Annotated in this window: 15 protein-coding genes, 1 tRNA gene and 1 pseudogene; 4 read left to right on the top strand and 13 right to left on the bottom strand. The window is 56.4% G+C overall.

The window, feature by feature from the left end; translation table 11 throughout:
- Nucleotides 1-75: 75 nt before the first annotated feature.
- Both ACVWZP_RS00445 and ACVWZP_RS00440 read right to left on the bottom strand, forming a co-directional pair.
- On the bottom strand, nt 76-993 hold the full coding sequence (locus ACVWZP_RS00445; RefSeq protein ID WP_017847603.1) for a LysR family transcriptional regulator: 918 nt from the start codon (nt 991-993) through the stop codon (nt 76-78).
- Between the two features lie 13 nt (nt 994-1,006).
- The gene (locus ACVWZP_RS00440; RefSeq protein ID WP_057005734.1) at nt 1,007-2,239 is read right to left on the bottom strand and encodes an MFS transporter; all 1,233 of its coding nucleotides are present in this window, start codon (nt 2,237-2,239) and stop codon (nt 1,007-1,009) included.
- Nucleotides 2,240-2,626: 387 nt separating this feature from the next.
- Here ACVWZP_RS00440 and ACVWZP_RS00435 point away from each other — a divergent pair.
- A pseudogene (locus ACVWZP_RS00435) lies at nt 2,627-3,025 on the top strand (transposase); the annotation flags it as partial.
- Between the two features lie 64 nt (nt 3,026-3,089).
- On the opposite strand, the gene ACVWZP_RS00430 reads toward ACVWZP_RS00435, so the two are convergent.
- Nucleotides 3,090-4,673 carry an ABC-F family ATP-binding cassette domain-containing protein gene (locus tag ACVWZP_RS00430; RefSeq protein ID WP_457369270.1) on the bottom strand — a complete coding sequence of 528 codons (1,584 nt, stop codon included), beginning with the start codon at nt 4,671-4,673 and terminating at the stop codon, nt 3,090-3,092.
- Between the two features lie 372 nt (nt 4,674-5,045).
- Between ACVWZP_RS00430 and ACVWZP_RS00425 the strand changes: the two genes are divergently transcribed.
- Nucleotides 5,046-5,792: a hypothetical protein gene (locus ACVWZP_RS00425; RefSeq protein ID WP_017847608.1), complete on the top strand. Its 747-nt coding sequence runs from the start codon at nt 5,046-5,048 to the stop codon at nt 5,790-5,792.
- A gap of 361 nt (nt 5,793-6,153) precedes the next feature.
- Here ACVWZP_RS00425 and ACVWZP_RS00420 read toward each other — a convergent pair.
- From ACVWZP_RS00420 to thrS, 9 genes are all read right to left on the bottom strand, one after another.
- Nucleotides 6,154-6,230, bottom strand: a tRNA-Pro gene (locus tag ACVWZP_RS00420).
- 90 nt (nt 6,231-6,320) lie between these two features.
- Nucleotides 6,321-6,677 carry a MerR family transcriptional regulator gene (locus ACVWZP_RS00415; protein WP_003174972.1) on the bottom strand — a complete coding sequence of 119 codons (357 nt, stop codon included), beginning with the start codon at nt 6,675-6,677 and terminating at the stop codon, nt 6,321-6,323.
- Nucleotides 6,658-6,960, bottom strand: a complete 303-nt coding sequence (gene ihfA, locus ACVWZP_RS00410) for an integration host factor subunit alpha (protein ID WP_002553164.1) — start codon at nt 6,958-6,960, stop codon at nt 6,658-6,660. The genes ACVWZP_RS00415 and ihfA overlap by 20 nt, the downstream gene beginning before the upstream one ends.
- Before the next feature lie 3 nt (nt 6,961-6,963).
- Nucleotides 6,964-9,342, bottom strand: coding sequence for a phenylalanine--tRNA ligase subunit beta (gene pheT / locus ACVWZP_RS00405; RefSeq protein WP_457369269.1), 2,379 nt, complete (start codon nt 9,340-9,342; stop codon nt 6,964-6,966).
- A gap of 26 nt (nt 9,343-9,368) precedes the next feature.
- The gene (gene pheS / locus ACVWZP_RS00400; protein ID WP_017847666.1) at nt 9,369-10,385 is read right to left on the bottom strand and encodes a phenylalanine--tRNA ligase subunit alpha; all 1,017 of its coding nucleotides are present in this window, start codon (nt 10,383-10,385) and stop codon (nt 9,369-9,371) included.
- A 109-nt stretch (nt 10,386-10,494) separates the two neighbouring features.
- The gene (rplT, locus tag ACVWZP_RS00395; RefSeq protein WP_002553161.1) at nt 10,495-10,851 is read right to left on the bottom strand and encodes a 50S ribosomal protein L20; all 357 of its coding nucleotides are present in this window, start codon (nt 10,849-10,851) and stop codon (nt 10,495-10,497) included.
- A 30-nt stretch (nt 10,852-10,881) separates the two neighbouring features.
- A complete protein-coding gene (gene rpmI, locus ACVWZP_RS00390; protein ID WP_002553160.1) occupies nt 10,882-11,076 on the bottom strand; it encodes a 50S ribosomal protein L35 in 195 nt (64 codons plus the stop codon).
- A gap of 60 nt (nt 11,077-11,136) precedes the next feature.
- Nucleotides 11,137-11,688, bottom strand: a complete 552-nt coding sequence (gene infC, locus ACVWZP_RS00385) for a translation initiation factor IF-3 (protein WP_169850653.1) — start codon at nt 11,686-11,688, stop codon at nt 11,137-11,139.
- On the bottom strand, nt 11,688-13,610 hold the full coding sequence (thrS, locus tag ACVWZP_RS00380) for a threonine--tRNA ligase (RefSeq protein WP_017847667.1): 1,923 nt from the start codon (nt 13,608-13,610) through the stop codon (nt 11,688-11,690). The genes infC and thrS overlap by 1 nt, the downstream gene beginning before the upstream one ends.
- Before the next feature lie 368 nt (nt 13,611-13,978).
- Here thrS and ACVWZP_RS00375 point away from each other — a divergent pair, with 368 nt between their 5' ends.
- Together ACVWZP_RS00375 and ACVWZP_RS00370 are read left to right on the top strand one after the other, a co-directional pair.
- Nucleotides 13,979-14,293 (top strand): hypothetical protein, encoded by a 315-nt coding sequence (locus ACVWZP_RS00375; protein ID WP_082107723.1) that lies wholly within the window; start codon nt 13,979-13,981, stop codon nt 14,291-14,293.
- Between the two features lie 289 nt (nt 14,294-14,582).
- Nucleotides 14,583-14,795 (top strand): cold-shock protein, encoded by a 213-nt coding sequence (locus ACVWZP_RS00370; protein ID WP_003234260.1) that lies wholly within the window; start codon nt 14,583-14,585, stop codon nt 14,793-14,795.
- Nucleotides 14,796-14,867: 72 nt separating this feature from the next.
- Here ACVWZP_RS00370 and ACVWZP_RS00365 read toward each other — a convergent pair whose 3' ends face one another.
- Complete coding sequence (locus tag ACVWZP_RS00365) at nt 14,868-15,188, bottom strand: I78 family peptidase inhibitor (RefSeq protein WP_017847669.1); 321 nt, start codon at nt 15,186-15,188, stop codon at nt 14,868-14,870.
- Nucleotides 15,189-15,257: the final 69 nt, after the last annotated feature.

Here is a 15,257-nt window from a genome sequence, read left to right as displayed (position 1 = left end):
GGGATCTGCCGTGCCACACGGTGAAAGAGGTTCGTTACGTCGTGGATCAAACATGCGAAAACAGCAATGAGGCGATCAGCGCTCGGCCAAGCCTTCAGGCCCGAGCAATTCGCTGATGAAATCGATAAACGCATTGACGCGTTTGGAGCCACGATGATTGGGAAGATACAACGCAGAAATGGCCGAACTGGCATCGTTCGGATTGATAACAAAGGACTCGAACAATGACGTCAAATCACCGCTGCCAATATCGTCGTTGACGAGCCAGTCAGGTAACAGAGCCACCCCGCCACCCGCCAGCGCAACCTCACGTAAAACTTCCGCATTGTTGCTTTTGAAGCGCCCCTCAATCGGTACCCGAGTCTCCTCACCTTCCTTTAAGAAAGTCCACACCTGCTGCTTTGGGCCGTAACTAAAACGCAGACACTCGTGTTGCATGAGGTCCATGGGATGTTCAGGAAAACCATGTGCATTCAGGTACTCGGCACTGGCCACAACCCGGCGTCTGAAATGACCGACGGGACGACTGACGACACCATCCATGGCTGCTGCCGATCCCAATCGGATCGCCAGATCGACGCGTTCCCCCAGTAGTTCGACGATGTCATCGGAGAGCGTCATGTCCAACACAAGTTGAGGGTATCGCTTCAACAGCGAGGCAATATGCGGCGCAATCAGGCGGCGCCCCAACGCTACAGGCACGGAAATACGAAGATGGCCCGCAGGGAGTTCTCCGCGGTCAGTGACCGAGGCATCCGCCTCGGCGACAGCATTCAGCACCTCCCGCGCTTTCAAGTAGTAGGCGGCCCCGGCATCTGATAATGAGATTTGACGCGTGGATCGATTAAGCAGGACAGCGCCTAGTTCCGCCTCAAGCCCATCGATCATCCGAGTCACAGAAGACGTCGCCAGGCCTAACTGTCGAGCGGCAGAAGAAAAGCCCTTCGAATCCACAGCCTGGACGAACATCTTCAATGCGAGCAGCTTGTCCATGACACTCCTTGACTCACCCGTTGTTCATCTTGAGCATTGCGCCAGTTCGGGTCCGACGAGAAACCACCGAGAAGACGACCAAAGCGACCAGTGACAATCCGCTTCCCACCGCAGCAATCGCCAACCAGCCGGCATGTTCATAAAGCGAACTGGCCACCGAAGAACCGATTGCACCACCGATAAAGATACTGATCATGTACAACGCATTCAGACGGCCTCTGTTAGCAATGCCCAAGGCGTAGACGGCTCGCTGACCCAACACCATGTTCATTTGCACTGCAAAATCCAGCGCTACACCGGTGACCGCTAACCCAATCACACCGTAGAAGGGATTGATGAAGGCCGGTAGGAAACTCAATATACCCAGCACCATGGCCAACTGCGACGCTCGTCGAGTATGCCCTGCATCAGCGAGTCGACCACTGATAGGTGCGGCAATTGCACCGATGGCGCCGACCAGAGAGAAAATCGCAATCTGACTTTGCGTGAGGCCGAACTCACGACTCAATATCAACGGCACAGCGGTCCAGAACAAACTGAACGCCGCAAACATCAGCCCTTGATAAAGCGCGCGCTGACGCAGCACGGGCTCGCGACAAAACAGTTGTCCCAGGGACATCAGCAATTGACCATACGACGCGCGATGGGTCGGTTGCCATTTAGGCATGGTCATGCCAATCACGATGGAGATAACGAGCATCAAGGCGGCGGCCCCGATAAACACCGCCCGCCAGCCCAAATGATCGGCAACCAGACTCGACAGCGGCCGCGCAAGCAGAATCCCTAGCAGCAAGCCACCCATAATCCCGCCAACTACCCGACCGCGAGATTCTTCCGGTGTCAGATGTGCCGCCAACGGGATAAGCATCTGCACGGAGACTGAGCTGAAACCGATGAGTGCCGACACCACTAGAAATACACTCGGCTGCTTGGACAAACCGGCGGCTACCAGGCTGAAGATCGTAATCACAATTGTCGCGATCATCAGCCGACGGTTTTCTACCAGATCCGCCAAGGGCACCAGGAAAAACAATCCGAGCGCATAACCAATCTGAGTCAGCGAAACGATGAAACTCGCGCTTCCACTCGACATGCCGATATCCGGGGCGATCAAGCTGATAATCGGTTGAGCGTAATAGATGTTGGCCACGATGGCACCGCAACAAAAAGCAAACAGAAGCACGAGCCCCTTTGTCATCGACGCTTTTTGTATCGTCGCTGCTGTATCTCTTGTAGAAACGCCCATGCCATAGACTCCTGAGGTTCGACAGCGGTGACTCTTCAGAAAAGGTCACGCGCATTGATGTTTTCCAGGTCAACAACATAGGCGGCACTGCATCTTGAGAGAATATGGTCAGGACGCAACGTCGCGTTGCGTCTTGCGCAAGAGATACCCAGGCTCGGTGAGCGCCCCCGCTTGATTCGAGGACGAGGAATTGATCGAGACGCCTCATTGTCGGCCCCTCCGCCTCATAACTTTTGACTTGCCTGGCCCCGCTCATTTGATGACCACAACTCACCTATCAGCCGACTGGTGAACGACGGGCGAGGAATCGCCATGCGCCCAGTAAACTGAATCGCCGATGATCCAAAGGCCAAATACGACTTCCGATGGGATCTGGCTGCTTACACGGTGGCCGAGCTGTTGCATGGCGAAGAAAATGCGGTGTACGCGGACGCTGGATACACCGGTATCGAGAAGCGTGAAGAACATGAAAGTCGTGAGGTGATCTGGCAAATCGCGGCGCGCCGCAGCACCTATTCCAAGTTGAATAAACTCAGTGTGCTTTACAAAGCCAAGCGCAAGATTGAGTACTGCAAAGCTCAGACACGAGCCAAGGTTGAGCATCCATTTCGGGTGATAAAGCGGCAATTTGGTGACGTGAAAGTGCGCTTTCGCGGTCTGGTGAAAAACACAGCTCAGTTGACTACACTGTTCGCTCTGTCAAACCTGTGGAAGGCTCGAAAAAGACTGATGGGTATGGGCGAAAGCGCCCGCAAAACACGATATATATCGGGCCGTTTCGGCTGATAGCGATGAGTGTCGGGAAAGTTTCGACTTGCCGCCGCAACGCGGCAAGTTGATCGGAGCATCCCTAGCTTTTGAGATGAAATTCGCTGTCCAGACGAATACCCTGTAAGAAAACTTCGTCGTGGGACACCACGATCAATGCCCCTTGGTACTGAATCAGCATCTGCTCCAGCGCGATTCTGCTGGGCAGATCCAGATGGTTATCCGGCTCGTCCAGCAACAGCAATTGCGGAGGGCGTTGTGCATACAGCTGCGTAGCCAAGGCTATTTTCAGCCGTTCGCCACCGCTTAGCTGGCAGGTCTTGAGCATCGCACGATTCGCATCAATTCCCATTTGAGCCAGGCGGGTCCGCGCCTCGGCCTCGGGCAACTCCGGATTACTCCCGTAGAGCCATTGCACTGCCGTGCGTTCGGGGTACTGCAATCCGGCGTGTTGATCCAGCCAGCCAACATGGCAACTGCGGATGACTTCGCCTTCGTGTACCGGCAGTTGGCCGGCGATCACTCGCAACAAGGTCGATTTGCCGCTGCCGTTGGCGCCCAAGATCGCCATGCGCATAGGCCCGGTCAGCGTCAGATTGATCGGTGCCGCGTAACCGAACGGGAGAATCACGTCGTTGAGTTGCACAATCAACTTGCCATTGGGCACTACGCTTTCCGGGGACAACATCATTCGTTGAACGTCCGGCGCACACCGCGCACGGGCCTCAGCAATCCGTTGCTGCTGCTGTTCCCGGGCTACCAGTTGATTGAGGCGCAATTTTCCCTGACTGTTTTCACTTCGCTCTTTCTGGGCGTTGGTGATCAGCTTGGTCTGATTGCCGTCACGGGCCTGGCGGTCACCGCGGGCATTGCGCCGTTGCTGACGCTCCATCTGCACGACCATCTCACGTTGCTCACGCTTGGCCTGCGCCCGCTCCCCCTGCAATGCCGACTGGAACGACTGCTGCTCCTGCTCGCGTGCCGCAGCATACTGACTGTAGTTACCGCCATAAACCGACAGCCCCATGGGCGAAAGCTCGACAATTTCGTTCACGTGCTCCAGAAGTCCGCGGTCGTGGCTGATCAACACCAGGCCGTTGGGCCAGCGATCAATCTGCTGCGCAAGCTTGTGTTGCTGATCGATATCTAGGTGGTTGCTGGGTTCATCCAGAATGAGCCAGTCGGCCCGAGACAACCACGCCCCCAGCAGCGCCACACGCTGCCGCTCGCCTCCACTGAGGGCGTCGGTACGGGAGTCTGCATTCAAACGGCCCAGACCGATCTTCTCCAGCTCCGCCTGAAGGCGTGTGGCGCAATCCCATTGGTCAACCGCTAGCGAATGGTCGTCATCGTCAACGCAGCCCAAGGCAATGCGATCCAGCGTTGCCAGAATATGGTCAACACCGGCCAGTGCAGCAACGCTAGGATAACGCTCGGGCTCCAGTAACTGCGCCACGGCGTAAACCTGCCCTTCGCGACGAACGATGCCGCTGGTGGGCAGTTGCTCCCCCGTCAGGAGTCGGCCAAGCAACGACTTGCCACAGCCATTGGCGCCCACGATGCCCGTGGCCCTGGTACTGAAGGTGTGGGTCAATTGATCGAACAGAACGCGCCCGTCGGGCAGGTTGTACGACACTTGATCAAGTTGAAGTAACCGTTGAGTCATGACGCGTCCTTAAACAACCGGCCCGATAGGCACTGAATCACTCCCTGATGGTGCGCAACAGCACACGGCGGATGGGCCATGACCGTGAACACCTCCACCGGCCCCAGCAAAGCCGCGAGACGCAGGTTGATTTCGTCAAACTCGATCCGATGACCATTGAGTGTGAGCTGACTGTCGGCCCGCCCCAGATACGACAACTGGACTGAATCGCCTCGGACTCTCTAGACACCTTGCGAGCTCAATGGACTGCCCCCAGCATCGTAGACATCTCCAGCCTATGCCCCGATACGGGTATTCGCTGGTAAATTAGCCCAACGTCGAAAACTCTTAACCTTTTCAGTGAGCTCTTAAGCTCAAGTAGGTATGTGTCGCATGAAGATATGCAATTGGGCGTTTCTCGTCAAAGGGCCACGCTCCTCCTTAGAGTGCCTGCCTCAGATCACGCCTTGGTGGTCATTGAGCCTGTCGACTGAGCACCTCGAGTGGGAGGTATTCTTACCCGACGAACAACACGAAGAAGATTTCGAAAAGCAACTCGATATGGCCATTCAGGCAATTGTCAGAATGAACGGTATTGCTGTCAGCGCCGGACATCCCGGCCTGATCGAAATGACTCACCACGTCGAATACGACGCGCAAAACAACAGGTCTCTGGCCATTCCACTGCGAGTGGCTCTTAAAGTCACCAAGCTCAGCGGATTTGGTCCGACGGAGCCCGCATCGATTGATTTCTCCAGGATCAGTGCGGTCAAGCTCTCGATATTGGCCACCTTGCTGGATTACTGGGGACAACCAAATGCAGAGTCCTACGAAGGGTTGTATAAAATTTACGAACTCATTCAGTCAGTCGCCCCAGAGTTGCCCCGGGCCATATCCAACAACAAACTTTCTCGTCTAAAACAAACCTGCAACAACATTTCCTCAGGCCCTACAGCCAGACATGCAGACCTCAATGCGGATCCGGTGAGCAAACCTCTACCGCTTTCAGAAATAAGACAGACCATCGGCTATCTTTCCGAACTCTTCATTCAGTCCATCACGCTGCCTCCGCAGCAAGCTGACGACCCCACCTATGACCAAACCGCCGAAATCGCGCACCGGCCCGATGGGAGGGCATAGGGCATAATTGGTGCTTTCATCATCAGGAACTTCATAGCCCCCATCAACACGCACCTCTCCCGATGACACCATGTATATCCGACGACTGTACCGGAGCCTGAGCGATTCCCGGACCATTTCACTAGCAACAGTGAGCTCCGCACTGCCTATAGCCATCGCTAGTAGCTCGCTTCACTTTAACAAGCGACTTCGCACCTTCAAACTCTTGCACTAATACCACTGCCCAAGGGCACGAGAGTCGAACGCCGCTCAAGCGGCATATTTACCGAGACCCAAACAATCCGTGGGAGTAAATGTGGGAGTATTTTTGAGACATGAAAAAGCCCAATCTTTTCAGATTGGGCTAAGTCATTGAAAAATATGGTCGGGACGGAGTGATTCGAACACTCGACCCCTAGCACCCCATGCTAGTGCGCTACCGGACTGCGCTACGCCCCGACTAGGCGTGTTACTGGGTTCGCTTCGCAATGAAGCGATCAGGAATATACCGCAAGCTTTTGAAATGTGGAAGTATTTTAAAAGCCTGAATCATTTTTTCAGAACCACCAGCACATCTTCGAGTTCGGAGATCATTTGGCGGATCAGTTGCTTGTATTGGGTGGTGTCGTCTTTGGCTTCATCACCGGACATGCGCTGGCGCGCGCCGCTGATGGTGAACCCCTGGTCGTACAGCAATGCACGGATCTGTCGGATCATCAGCACATCCTGGCGCTGATAATACCGACGGTTCCCGGTGCGTTTGACGGGGTTGAGTTGAGGAAACTCCTGCTCCCAATAGCGCAGCACATGCGGTTTTACCGCACAAAGCTCGCTGACTTCACCGATGGTGAAGTAGCGTTTGCCTGGGATGACGGGTAGCTCGTCGTTATGACTTGGTTCCAGCATAAGCCTCAACTCGGGCCTTCAACTTCTGCCCTGGACGAAAGGTGACCACACGGCGAGCCGTGATCGGGATTTCTTCTCCCGTTTTTGGATTGCGGCCAGGCCGCTGGCGTTTGTCTCGCAGGTCAAAATTGCCGAAACCGGACAATTTGACCTGTTCATTGTCTTCCAGAGCGTGTCTGATTTCTTCAAAGAACAACTCGACCAATTCCTTGGCCTCGCGTTTGTTCAGACCCAACTCTTCGTACAGACGTTCCGCCATCTCAGCTTTCGTCAAAGCCCCCATACGTCACTTCCTTAACGTGGCGTTCAACCTTTGTTCGAGCGAGGTGAGGATATTTTGTGTCGTGGTATTCACCTCATCGTCATTAAGAGTGCGCGATGGATGCTGCCAGGTCAAGCCAACTGCAAGGCTTTTTCTATGCGGATCAATGCCTTTACCCTGATAGACGTCAAATAGCCTGAGGTCCGTCAGCCATTCGCCTGCATTTTCACGGATGACATCCAGAACGGCCGTGGCGGACACTTCACGATCGGCGATCAGCGCCAGGTCGCGACGCACTTCCGGGAAGCGCGACAGCTCGCTGAATTTCGGCATCTTGCCCAAAGCGACTTCGGCCAGGACCAGTTCGAAAACGAAGACCGGACGGTCGAGACCGAGGGTTTTCGACAGTTCCGGGTGAAGGGCACCGACGAAGCCCACCAGTCGACCTTCGCGCTCGATGCGCGCCGTCTGGCCCGGGTGCAACGCTGGGTGGCTGCCTGGCACGAACGAGAAGTCGTTCAGTGCTCCGGCAAAGCCCAATACGGCTTCCACGTCCGCTTTAACGTCGAAGAAGTCCACTGCATCACGGCCTTGGGCCCAGCCTTCCGGCAAGCGGCTACCGCAAACAACACCGGCAAGCATCGGCTCTTGCTTCAAGCCATCCAGCTGGCCGACGAAACGCAGGCCGCTTTCGAACATACGCACGCGGTCTTGCTGGCGGTTCAGGTTGTGGGAAAGTGCTTTCACCAGGCCGGGCCACAACGACGAACGCATGGCAGCCATGTCGTTGGAGATCGGGTTGGCCAACAACAGCGGCTCGACGCCTGGGTTGAACAGTTCGAACTGCTTAGGATCGATGAAGCTGTAGGTCACCGCTTCCTGATAGCCACGGGCAACCAGCAGACGGCGCAGCTCAGGCAGGTGCGCGCGCGCTTCGGCCTTGGGTTGCGGCGCCAGGCGCGCTTGCGGGTAGCGAACCGGCAGACGGTTGTAGCCGTAGAGACGGGCCAGTTCTTCGATCAGGTCGACTTCGAGACTGATATCGAAGCGATGGCTTGGCACCTCAACGCGCCACTGTCCGGCTTCACCGGCGGCAATGCCCAGGCCGAGGGCCGAAAGCAGACGCTCGATTTCCGCTGGCTCGATCACCAGGCCGAGCATTTGCTCAACGCTTTTGGCGCGCAGGGTGATCGGTGCAATCGACGGCAGGTATTGTTCGCTGACGGTTTCAGTGATCGGGCCCGCTTCGCCACCGGTGATTTCCAGCAGCAGGCCAGTGGCGCGCTCCATGGCTTCACGCGCCAGTTTCCAGTCCACGCCACGCTCGTAGCGGTGCGACGCATCGGTGTGCAGGCCGTAGGAACGAGCCTTGCCGGCGATGGCGATCTGGTCGAAGAATGCGCTCTCAAGAAAGATGTCACGCGTGGTTGCGGACACACCGCTGTGTTCGCCACCCATCACACCGGCAATCGCCAGGGCGCGGGAATGGTCGGCGATCACCAGGGTGTCGGCACGCAGGCTGACTTCCTGGCCGTCGAACAGAACCAGCTTCTCGCCTTCTTCCGCCATCCGCACACGGATGCCGCCATTGATTTCGGCGAGATCGAACGCGTGCAACGGCTGGCCGAGTTCAATCATCACATAGTTGGTGATATCGACGGCAGCGTCGATGCTGCGCACGTCGGCGCGACGCAGGCGCTCAACCATCCACAGCGGCGTTGGCTTGGACAGGTCGACGTTGCGGATCACACGCCCCAGGTAACGCGGGCACGCGTTGGGTGCCAGTACTTCGATCGAGCGCACTTCATCATGCACCGCAGCAACTGCGGCAACCACCGGCCGGGTGACGGGCGCGTCGTAGAGCGCGCCTACTTCACGTGCCAGGCCCGCCAGGGACAAGCAGTCGCCACGGTTCGGGGTCAGGTCGACCTCGATGCTGGCGTCTTCCAGTTCCAGGTAGACACGAATGTCCTGGCCCACGGGCGCGTCGGCCGGCAGCTCCATCAGGCCATCATTGCCCTCGCCCACCTGCAGTTCCGCCTGGGAGCACAGCATGCCGTTGGACTCAACGCCACGCAGCTTGGCTTTCTTGATCTTGAAGTCGCCCGGCAGTTCGGCGCCGATCATGGCGAACGGGATCTTCAGGCCCGGGCGCACGTTAGGCGCTCCGCACACGACCTGGAACGTCTGCGCGCCATTGCTGACCTGACACACACGCAATTTGTCGGCATCGGGGTGCTGCTCGGTGCTCAGCACCTCACCCACGACCACACCGCTGAATACGCCGGCGGCCGGAGTAACGCTATCGACCTCAAGACCGGCCATCGACAGACGAGCAACCAGCTCGTCACGGCTTACCTGCGGGCTTACCCAGCCACGCAGCCATTGTTCACTGAATTTCATCCTGCTCTCCTAAAGATTCGTTACGACTAGCGAAATTGCGCGAGGAACCGCAAGTCGTTGTCGAAGAACAGACGCAAGTCGTTCACGCCGTAACGCAGCATGGCCAGACGCTCAACGCCCATGCCGAAGGCAAAGCCCGAGAACTCTTCCGGGTCGATCCCGGACATGCGCAGCACGTTGGGGTGAACCATGCCGCAGCCCATCACTTCCAGCCAGCCGGTCTGCTTGCAGACGCGGCAGCCTTTACCGCTGCACATCACGCATTCCATGTCGACTTCGGCGGAAGGCTCGGTGAACGGGAAGAACGATGGACGGAAACGCACCGCCAGCTCTTTCTCGAAGAACACCCGCAGGAACTCTTCGATGGTGCCTTTGAGGTCGGCGAAATTGATATCGCGATCGACCAGCAGGCCTTCGACCTGGTGGAACATCGGCGAGTGGGTAATATCGGAGTCGCTGCGGTACACACGGCCTGGGCAGACGATGCGGATCGGCGGCTTGTTCGCTTCCATGGTGCGGACCTGTACCGGCGAGGTATGGGTGCGCAACAACATGTTCGCGTTGAAGTAGAAGGTGTCGTGCATCGACCGGGCCGGGTGATGGCCTGGGATGTTGAGCGCCTCGAAGTTGTGATAGTCGTCTTCGACCTCAGGGCCTTCGGCGATGCCGTAGCCGATATGGGTGAAGAACTGCTCGATACGTTCCAGAGTCCGGGTGATCGGATGCAGACCGCCCGAGGCCTGGCCACGGCCAGGCAAGGTTACGTCAATGGACTCGGCGGCGAGCTTGGCCGAAAGTTCGGCCTCCTCGAGCGACGCCTTGCGCGCATTGAGAACCTCTGTGACACGCTCCTTGGCGACGTTGATCAGCGCACCGACTTGCGGACGCTCTTCAGCCGGCAAATTCCCCAGGGTCTTCATCACCTGAGTCAATTCACCCTTTTTACCAAGGTAGTGAACCCGGATTTGCTCCAGGGCATTGATATCTTCAGCGCTTTGCACAGCCTCAAGAGCTTGAGCGACGAGCGCGTCCAGGTTTTCCATGTACAGACTCCAGATACAAAATAGGGGAAGAGCTTGAAGGCTCTTCCCCTATTTATGACGTTTAACACCTTGGGCCACAGGAGTAGCCCAGGGTGACTGTCGGGGGTACTTAAGCCAAGGTGGCTTTAGCTTTCTCGACAATCGCAGCAAACGCCGCTTTTTCGTTCACTGCCAGATCAGCCAGAACCTTACGGTCGATCTCGATGGACGCTTTTTTCAGGCCAGCGATGAAACGGCTGTAGGACAGACCGTTAACACGAGCACCAGCGTTGATACGAGCGATCCACAGAGCGCGGAACTGACGTTTTTTCTGACGACGGTCACGGTAGGCGTATTGGCCTGCCTTGATTACCGCTTGCTTGGCAACACGGAATACGCGTGAACGCGCGCCGTAGTAGCCTTTAGCAAGTTTCAGAATTTTTTTGTGACGTTTACGGGCAATGACGCCACGCTTTACACGAGCCATGAGTTACTTCCTCTATTCTTGATCCAAAAATTAACGAAGGCGCAGCATGCGCTCGACTTTTGCCACGTCAGACGGATGCAGCAAGCTGCTACCGCGCAGTTGACGCTTACGCTTGGTCGACATTTTGGTCAGGATGTGGCTCTTGAAAGCGTGCTTGTGCTTGATACCGTTAGCAGTTTTCAGAAACCGCTTAGCAGCACCACTTTTAGTCTTCATCTTTGGCATGTTCGGATACTCCGCATTCAGTTGATAAACATAATCAGAAGGCCTGCCGTGCCCTATTGATTACTTCTTCTTTTTCGGGGCGATGACCATGATCAGTTGGCGTCCTTCCATCTTAGGATGCTGTTCGACCGAACCGTACTCGAGCAGGTCAGCTTCAACCCGCTTGAGGAGTTCCATCCCCAGCTCCTGGTGGGCCATCTCACGGCCGCGGAATCGCAAGGATACCTTGGCCCTGTCCCCATCACTCAGGAAACGTACCAGGTTGCGCAGTTTTACCTGGTAATCCCCTTCCTCCGTCCCTGGACGAAACTTGATTTCTTTTACTTGAATCTGCTTCTGGTTCTTCTTCGCCGCAGCAATCTGCTTCTTCTTTTCGAAGATCGACTTGCCGTAGTCCATCACCCGGCAAACAGGTGGGACTGCGTCGGCGGAAATTTCCACCAGGTCCAGTTTGGACTCTTCAGCGATACGAAGCGCTTCATCAATCGAGACGATGCCAATCTGCTCGCCGTCAGCGCCAATTAACCGAACCTCGCGTGCCGAGATATTCTCGTTGATCGGGGCTTTCGGTGCAGCTCGTTTATCTTGTCTCATTTCACGCTTAATAATAATTACTCCGAATCTGGGCGACCACGCCGGGAAACCGCTTGCGCGAGGAACTCAGCGAACTGGGCGACGGGCATCGAGCCCAGGTCAGCACCTTCACGAGTACGCACAGCGACAGTCTGCATCTCGACTTCCCGATCTCCGATAACCAAAAGATAGGGAACCTTGAGCAAAGTATGCTCGCGGATTTTAAAGCCGATCTTTTCATTTCTCAAGTCGGACTTGGCACGAAATCCGCTTTCGTTGAGAGTTTTTTCAACTTCAGCAGCAAAATCGGCCTGTTTATCAGTGATATTCATGATCACTGCCTGGGTCGGAGCCAACCACGCGGGGAATGCGCCCTCGTAGTGCTCGATCAGGATACCGACGAACCGTTCGAACGAGCCGAGGATCGCCCGGTGCAGCATAACCGGGTGTTTACGGCTGTTGTCTTCGGAGACGTATTCGGCTCCCAGACGGATCGGCAGGTTAAAATCGAGCTGCAAAGTACCACATTGCCAGACACGACCAAGACAATCTTTCAGCGAAAACTCGATTTTCGGACCGTAGAAGGCGCCCTCACCCGGCTGCAGATCATACGCAAGGCCCGCGCTGTCTAGCGCAGCGGCCAGTGCGGCTTCGGCGCGATCCCACAATTCATCGGAACCGACGCGTTTTTCCGGACGAGTGGACAGCTTCATTTCGACTTCGGTAAAGCCGAAATCGCGATAAACGTCCATGGTCAGCTTGATGAACGCAGCGGATTCGGCCTGCATCTGCTCTTCGGTGCAGAAGATGTGGGCGTCGTCCTGAGTGAAGCCGCGCACGCGCATGATGCCGTGCAGCGCACCCGACGGCTCGTTACGGTGGCAGGCACCGAACTCGGCCAGGCGCATCGGCAACTCGCGGTAGCTCTTCAGGCCTTGGTTGAACACCTGCACGTGGCAAGGGCAGTTCATCGGCTTGATGGCGTAGTCGCGGTTTTCCGACTGGGTAGTGAACATGTTGTCGGCGTAGTTGGCCCAGTGCCCGGATTTCTCCCACAGGCTGCGGTCAACGACCTGGGGAGTCTTGATCTCCAGGTAGCCGTTTTCGCGCTGAACCTTGCGCATGTACTGCTCGAGCACCTGATACAGGGTCCAGCCGTTCGGGTGCCAGAACACCATGCCCGGCGCTTCTTCCTGGAGGTGGAACAGGTTCAGGCGCTTGCCGATCTTGCGGTGGTCGCGCTTCTCGGCTTCTTCGATGCGCTGGACGTAGGCGGCCAGCTGCTTCTTGTCAGCCCAGGCCGTGCCGTAGATCCGCTGCAGTTGCTCGTTCTTCGCGTCGCCGCGCCAGTAGGCACCGGACAGTTTGGTCAACTTGAACGATTTGAGGAAACGCGTGTTCGGCACGTGCGGGCCACGGCACATGTCGACGTATTCTTCGTGGTAGTACAGGCCCATGGCCTGTTCGTCCGGCATGTCTTCCACCAGGCGCAGCTTGTAGTCTTCGCCACGGGCAGTGAACACGTCGATCACTTCGGCGCGCGGCGTGACTTTCTTGATCACGTCGTAATCTTTTTCGATCAGCGCATGCATGCGCTGTTCGATCGCGGCCAGATCGTCCGGAGTAAAAGGACGCTCGTAGGCGATGTCATAATAGAAGCCATCGTCGATGACCGGGCCGATCACCATTTTCGCCGTCGGGTACAGCTGCTTGACCGCGTGGCCAATCAGGTGTGCGCAAGAGTGGCGAATGATCTCCAGCCCCTCTTGATCCTTGGGCGTGATGATTTGCAGGCTGGCATCGGCGGTGATCAGGTCGCTGGCGTCAACCAGCTTGCCGTCGACCTTGCCGGCCACGGTGGCCTTGGCCAGGCCGGCACCAATGGATGCGGCGACCTCGGCTACGGAAACCGAATGATCGAATGAACGTTGACTGCCATCGGGAAGAGTAATAGTTGGCATGGCGCCTCCTCTCCTAGTGGTGACCCCTACCAAAGGTCACGTGGGTTGGGATGAGCCAGTACAAGATCCAATACCAGGCCGTTCAGTGATGAACGCCTGCCTTACAGCGGCAGGAGCCTTTCGGCCAACCGGTGATCGAACCAGAGTGACTGGAGTGGACGAAAAAGAAACATGGCAAGGCGGCATTTGGCGCGCCCGGAAATAGCCAAGCACACGATGCTAGCACAGATGAACGGTCATCGCGCCCACGGCGCCACAGCCAATAACAAATTCCCGCTTTTATAGCGGCAAAAGTGAACTTGAGCTGTACGTCCCCCGTCAAATCCGCCGAGAATCGCCATTCGTCCTCACGACTTTAGGAGCATTTAATGATGCGTTTTTCCTCGACCTTCGCGCTTGCAGCATCCCTTACCCTTCTCTCCCTCGGCGCACAGGCTGCCGCCCCTTCGAACTGGCCTGCGGGCGCCAGGGACGCATTCGTCAAAGACTGCAGCTCAGCCGCCAGCCAGAACGTGGACATCAAAACCGCCAAAGATCACTGCGAATGCGGCGCCGACAAGATCAATGCTGAATTGAGCACCGCGGAAATCAAGGAACTCATGACCAACCAGAACGCGAGCCAGGCGCTTAAAAACAAAGCAGTCTCGGCTATTTCGTCCTGCAAAGTCGTGAAGAAAAAGTAAGAATCGCTGCAATTCGGATGGCAGTTTTTCGGTAAAAGCCCTCTTAAAACTGCCATTTCGCACAAAATACGCAGCTTTTACGGCTTTTTTTACCAGCTGATATTTCGTGCGAAAGCCCCGTAGATCGGGGCTTTCAGCCAACCGAAGGACTAAACCCGGGGCTATTGATTAGCAAACAGTGCCTTGGGGGGGCTCCCAAGCCGAACATTTCGACTATGATAGCCCTGTGTGCCCAGTTGGCCTGAGCAGCACAGCACTACTGAAAATATATGTTTCTTGGAGATACACCATGTCTAATCGCCAAACCGGCACCGTTAAATGGTTCAACGATGAAAAAGGCTTCGGCTTCATCACTCCTCAAGGTGGCGGTGACGACCTGTTCGTACACTTCAAAGCTATCGAAAGCGACGGTTTCAAAAGCCTGAAAGAAGGCCAAACCGTTTCCTTCGTGGCTGAGAAAGGCCAAAAGGGTATGCAAGCTGCACAGGTTCGCGGCGAGTAATTCTCCGCTGAGCTAAAAAAACCCCGTCCATGTGACGGGGTTTTTTATGGGCGCTGCAAAAGCCTGTGGCTATCAGCCGCAATTGACCCGGGTGATCACCAGGTTGTCGTCGGTGTTGAGGTTAAGGCGGTCGGAGCGGTATTCCAGGGTGATCATATCGTTAGGCTTGAGAATTCGGGCGTTCTGCGCACCGGCACGGGTACGCGCTTGCTCCAGCAACTGGGGCGAGGCTTTCTGGCCGATCGTGAACTCGGCGGCCTTCGCCTCACAGCGGCTATGACCGGCATCGGTCACGGCGGCATCTTTGGCTGGCTCAGAGGTACCCGGGGTGCTGCAACCCGCCAACGCGAGTGCCGCCAACAAAGTACCGAATGATGCGAGCTTCCAAGGCATGAAGCCTCCTATGATAAAAAATGGACAGAGATCGTGCGACAGCGATCAGGCGGATTGGTTTCAAGACGT

Source organism: Pseudomonas sp. TE36184, assembly GCF_054060055.1.
The sequence above is the reverse complement of the archived record's forward strand: the minus strand, read 5'-3'. Positions and strand labels throughout refer to the sequence as shown.